Consider the following 5,049-nt stretch of genomic DNA (forward strand, 5'->3'; position numbering starts at 1 on the left):
GCCGAGCAGGCCCACCACCTCGGCGTAGTTGGGCAGCACCGCCGCCGGCGCGCACTCGACCCAGGGCGCGACCGCGTGCGCGTCCACCACGAGCAGCGGCAGCCCGGCCAGCGCCCGGCGCACCGCCGGGGTGAACACGCCGCCGCCGTAGTCGCAGGCCACGACGACGTCCGCGCCGGTCACGGCCGCGGAGACGCGGGCCAGCAGTGCGCGTTCGGCCTCGGGCGGGATGACGTCGAGGTCCTCCTCGTCGTAGCGGGCGGTGAGCTGGCCGCTGGTGACCAGCCGGCGCTTGTGCGCGGTCCGCCGCCCCGGCACCGCCTGCAGGTCCGTCTCCACGCCGAGCAGCCGCAACGCCTGGACGAGCTGGTCGCCGCAGGCGTCGTCGCCCACGACGCCGACGAGCCGGACGCGGGCCCCCAGCGCCGCCAGGTTGGCCGCGGTGTTGCCGGCGCCGCCCGGCGCGTCCTCGACCGCCTCCAGGCTCATCACGGGCACCGGAGCCTCCTGGGCCAGCCGCTTGGCCGAGCCGTGCAGCCACGAGTCGAGCATGACGTCGCCGACGACGACCGCGCTGACCGTCTCTTCCCCCAGGGTGCCCATAGAGGGCGAGTACCTGTAAAAGCCCAGCTCAAACGCATACCAGCTCAAATAGGTTCGTCCGAAACCAAAGTTACGGGCCATCCCTGCCGGGTAGCCCGGCAGGGATGTACGGCCCTTCGGACACCGGGCTGCCGCCCAGGCGGGCCTGCCGCCTGGAGCTGCCGACCACTGTCGCGGACAGGAGCGCGGAATGCTACGACTACATGCCGGGGACCCCATGACGGCCCGGCCCGGCCTGGTCGAGGGCGTGCGGAGCATCGCCGTCCTGCGGGCCAACGCGATCGGCGACTACCTGGTCGCGCTGCCGGCCATCGAGGCGATCAAGCTGGCCTACCCCGACGCCCGGCTCACCCTGCTCGGCACGCCGTGGCACGCCGAGTTCCTGTCCGGGCGGCCGGGACCGGTGGACGACGTGGTGGCGCTGCCGCCGATCACGGGGGTCTCGACGTCGGAGACCGGCTACCCGGTCCCCGGCGGGGCCCGCGCCGAGCTGCGGGAACGGGCGTTCGACCTGGCGGTGCAGATCCACGGCGGCGGGCGCTTCTCCAACCCGTTCGTGCGCTCGCTCGGGGCGCGGGTTACCGCCGGGCTGCGCTCCCCGGACGCCGAGGAGCTGGACCGGTGGGTGCCCTACACGTACTTCCAGCACGAGACGCTGCGTTTCCTCCAGGTCGCCGAGCTGGTCGGCGGGGTCGCCGAGCGGCTCGAACCGCTGGTGGCCGTCACCGCCCGCGACCGGGCGGAGCTGGCCGAGTCGTTCGGCGAGCCGCCGGCCGGGCTGGTCGCGCTGCATCCGGGGGCGACGGACCCGCGGCGGCGCTGGCCCCCCGAACGTTTCGCCGAGGTGGCCGACCGGCTGGCCCGGCCCGTCGCGGTGACGGGGAGCTGGGCCGAGAAGGACCTGGTGGAGGCGACGGTCGCGGCCATGCGCGGGCGCGCGCACCCGGTGCTCCCCGTCGTCGGCACGCTCACCCTCGGCGGCCTGGCCGCCCTGTACGAGCGCTGCGCCCTGGTGGTCGCCAACGACACCGGCCCGCGCCACCTCGCCGCGGCCGTCGGCACGCCCACGGTCGCCGTCTACTCGTGCGTCAACGTCATCAACGCCGGGCCGCTCAGCAGGACCGCGCACCGGCCGCTGATCTCCTGGACCACCCGGTGCCCGACCTGCGGCGCGAGCGGCGTGGACGCGGAGGCCGAACGCTGCGAGCACGACGGGACGTGGGTCGCCGACGTCTCGGTGGACGACGTGACAGAACAGGCCGAAGACCTACTGAAGGGATATCGCGATGACTGACCAGGCCGTGCTGGACGAACTGCAGGAAGCCCTGGACGAGGCGTTCCAGGGACGGGACCGGGTGGCGATGCGCGAAGTGTACGCGCGGGTATCCGCGCACGTGCACATCCCCGCCGACATGCTGACCCATCTCAACGAGTTGCCCGAGGGCAGCTACTCCAGGGAGGAGATGGCCGAGGCGATCAACGACGTCATCAGGCGGCGCGGCGAGCAGGACAGCCTGGGCCTGCTGAGCATCCCGCGGCAGCGGCCGGTGGAGGAGACCGCCGCCGCCGAGCGGGCCGTCGCCGACGACACGCCGCTCGAATACCTCAACCCGCCCCAGAACCCGCCGGACGACGGCCAGGCCCCGGAGTTCCGCGAACCGTAGAGGCTCTTCGAACTAGACCGTTCGTTCTTGAATGTGGTAGCTTCGCCGCGTGGCACGCAGCAAGGAGTTCGATCCCGAGGTCGCGCTCGACCGGGCGCTCGACCTGTTCTGGGAGCGCGGTTACGAGGCGACCTCGATGGCCGACCTGGTGGAGCGGCTGGGGCTGGCGCGGGCCAGCATCTACGGCACCTTCGGCGGCAAGCGGGAGCTCTACGTCAAGGCGCTGGAGCGCTACCTGGCCCGGCGCAACGTGGTCGAGCCGCTGGCCCAGCCGGGGCCCGCGGTGCCGGCCGTGCGCGCCTTCCTCGACGCCTACGTGGCCGAGATCCTCGCCGACGAGCTGCGGCGCGGCTGCATGGTCGTCAACACGGCCGTGGAGTTCGCCTCGCGCGACGCCGAGCTGGCCCGCCGGGTGACGGCGAGCTGGGCCGAGCTGGAGACCGCGCTCGCCGCCGCGCTGGTGCGCGCCCGCGCCCAGGGGGAGATCCCCGAGTCGAAGGACCCCTACGCGCTGGCCCGGTTCCTGCTCGTGCTGCTCCAGGGCCTGCGCGTGCTCGGGCGGGCCGACCCCGACCCGCGCCGCCTGCGCGACGCGGTCGAACAGGCCATGATCGCCGTGCAAATTTGAGATCGATCGTTCTAGGAGCTTGTCGTGTTCGAAGGCAAAGTCGTGCTTGTCACCGGGGCCACCGGGGTCGTGGGCCGGGCCGCCGCGCTGGCGTACGCCAGGAAGGGCGCGTCCGTGCTGGCCGCCGGGCGGGACGCCGCGCGGCTCGGCGCGGTGGTCAAGGAGATCGAGGCGGCGGGCGGCCGGGCCGCCGGCTTCACCGCGGACGTCACCGACTCGGCCTCCGTCGCCGCCATGGTGGAGGCCGCCGTCACCCGTTACGGCGGGCTCGACGTGGCGCTGAACGCCGCGGGCGTCTTCGGCATGCTGGCTCCGGTGGCCGACTACGACGAGGACACCTGGGACACCGTGCTCGCGGTGAACCTCAAGGGCGTGTTCCTGTCGATGAAGCACGAGATCGCCTACATGCGCGAGCACGGCGGCGGCGTGATCGTCAACGTGGCCAGCAACCTCGGCGCCCACTGGCGACTGCCCGGGGCCGCCGCCTACGCCGCCTCGAAGGCCGCGGTGAGCCACCTGACCCGCACCGCCGCCCGCGACCACATCGCCGACGGCGTCCGCGTCAACGCCGTCAGCCCCGGCCCCATCGACTCGCCCATGTCCACGCGTCCCGGCGAGACGCCGGCCGAGCGCGACGAGCGCATGCGGCACGCCCTGCCCATCGGCCGCGTCGCCACCCCGGAGGAGATCGCCGCGGCCGCGTTGTGGCTGTCCTCGCCGGAGTCCAGCTTCGTCGTCGGCCAGGACCACGTGATCGACGGCGGCGCCACGGCCTGACTCAGCCGGCGGCCACGGGCGGGCGGGTCTCCTTCATGGCCAGCACCGCCACCAGGCTGATCAGCCCGACCCCGGCCATGTACGCCGACACCGACAACGACGTGCCGGTCGCCTCGTGCAGGGCGGTCGCGACCAGCGGGGCGAACCCGCCGCCGAGCAGCGCGCCGACCGCGTACGAGAAGGAGACCCCGCTGTAGCGGTAGCGGGGCTCGAACAGCTCGGCGAACAGCGCCGACTGCGGCCCGTACGTCGCGGCGAGCCCCACGTTGAGCACCACCACGGCGACCACCATCAGCGCCGCCACCTTGGTGTCCACCAGCAGGAAGAACGGCACGGCCCAGACCACGAGGAGCACCGAGCCGGCCAGGTAGACCGGCTTGCGGCCGATCCGGTCGGACCAGATCGCCGTGGCCACGATCCCGGCCAGCCAGGTCAGGCTGCCGACGATCACCACGACGAGCATGAGGTTCCTGCTGACCTTCAGCACCTGGGTGCCGTAGGACAGCAGGTAGGCGAGGAACACGTAGCCGATCGCGGTGTTGGCGACGAAGCTGGCCGAGGCGAGCAGCAGCGCCCGCGGCCGCTCGCGGAAGACGTCGAGGACGGGCCGCCTGCTGCGGGCCTGCTCGGCGGACAGCGCCCGGAACACCGGCGTCTCGGTCACCCGCAGCCTGATGAACAGCCCGACCGCGACCAGCACGACGCTGAACAGGAACGGCATCCGCCAGCCCCAGCTCGCGAACTGCGCCTCCGACAGCCCGGCCGTCACCGCGACGTACACCAGTTGCGCCAGGATCAGCCCGGCCGGCACGCCCACCTGGGAGTACAGCCCGTAGCGGCCGCGCTTGCCGGGCGGGGCGTGCTCGACGGCGAGCAGCGCCGCGCCGCCCCACTCGCCCCCGGCGCTGAGCCCCTGGAGCAGCCGCAGGACCAGCAGCAGGATCGGGGCCGCCACCCCGATCCGGTCGTAGGTGGGCAGCAGCCCGACGCCGACCGTGGCCGCGCCCATCAGCAGCAGGGACGCGACCAGCATCGCCTTGCGTCCGAGCCGGTCGCCGAAGTGCCCCCACACCAGGCCGCCCACGGGCCGGGCCAGGAACCCGACGCCGAGCGTGGCGAACGCGGCCAGGGTGCCCGACGCGGGCGAGAGCGGGGAGAAGAACTGGGAGCCGAAGACCAGCGCGGCGGCCGTGGAGTAGATGAAGTAGTCGTACCACTCGATCGTGGTGCCGACCGCGCTCGCCATGGCGACGCGACGGAGTTGGGCGGGGTCCGGCTCTGCTGCCTCGTGGGTCATGGCGCCTCCCTCGACGCCAGAGTAGATCTTCCTCCGCCCGCTTCCCAGTGGCGCGGGGCCGGCGTCCCTAGAACGCCACC

At 73.3% G+C, this 5,049-nt stretch carries 6 protein-coding genes; 4 read left to right on the forward strand and 2 right to left on the reverse strand.

Annotated features, from left to right (window positions below; all coding sequences use genetic code 11):
* Positions 1-603: bifunctional heptose 7-phosphate kinase/heptose 1-phosphate adenyltransferase (locus ACWCSD_RS47680; protein ID WP_449925625.1), on the reverse strand; the 603-nt coding region annotated here is incomplete at its 3' end.
* 190 nt (positions 604-793) lie between these two features.
* Between ACWCSD_RS47680 and ACWCSD_RS47685 the strand changes: the two genes are divergently transcribed.
* The 4 genes from ACWCSD_RS47685 to ACWCSD_RS47700 are packed head-to-tail and all read left to right on the forward strand — an operon-like array spanning position 794 to position 3,672.
* Positions 794-1,897 (forward strand): glycosyltransferase family 9 protein, encoded by a 1,104-nt coding sequence (locus ACWCSD_RS47685; RefSeq protein ID WP_449925628.1) that lies wholly within the window; start codon positions 794-796, stop codon positions 1,895-1,897.
* Positions 1,890-2,267: a hypothetical protein gene (locus ACWCSD_RS47690; protein WP_397155581.1), complete on the forward strand. Its 378-nt coding sequence runs from the start codon at positions 1,890-1,892 to the stop codon at positions 2,265-2,267. The genes ACWCSD_RS47685 and ACWCSD_RS47690 overlap by 8 nt, the downstream gene beginning before the upstream one ends.
* A gap of 49 nt (positions 2,268-2,316) precedes the next feature.
* Complete coding sequence (locus ACWCSD_RS47695) at positions 2,317-2,895, forward strand: TetR/AcrR family transcriptional regulator (protein WP_358291730.1); 579 nt, start codon at positions 2,317-2,319, stop codon at positions 2,893-2,895.
* 24 nt (positions 2,896-2,919) lie between these two features.
* Entirely contained in the window at positions 2,920-3,672 is a 753-nt protein-coding gene (locus ACWCSD_RS47700) for an SDR family NAD(P)-dependent oxidoreductase (RefSeq protein WP_397155585.1), read from the forward strand.
* Between the two features lies 1 nt (position 3,673).
* On the opposite strand, the gene ACWCSD_RS47705 is transcribed toward ACWCSD_RS47700, so the two are convergent.
* Positions 3,674-4,969: an MFS transporter gene (locus tag ACWCSD_RS47705; RefSeq protein WP_449925633.1), complete on the reverse strand. Its 1,296-nt coding sequence runs from the start codon at positions 4,967-4,969 to the stop codon at positions 3,674-3,676.
* Positions 4,970-5,049 lie beyond the last annotated feature (80 nt).

It is taken from the genome of Nonomuraea sp. NPDC001684, from assembly GCF_053596515.1.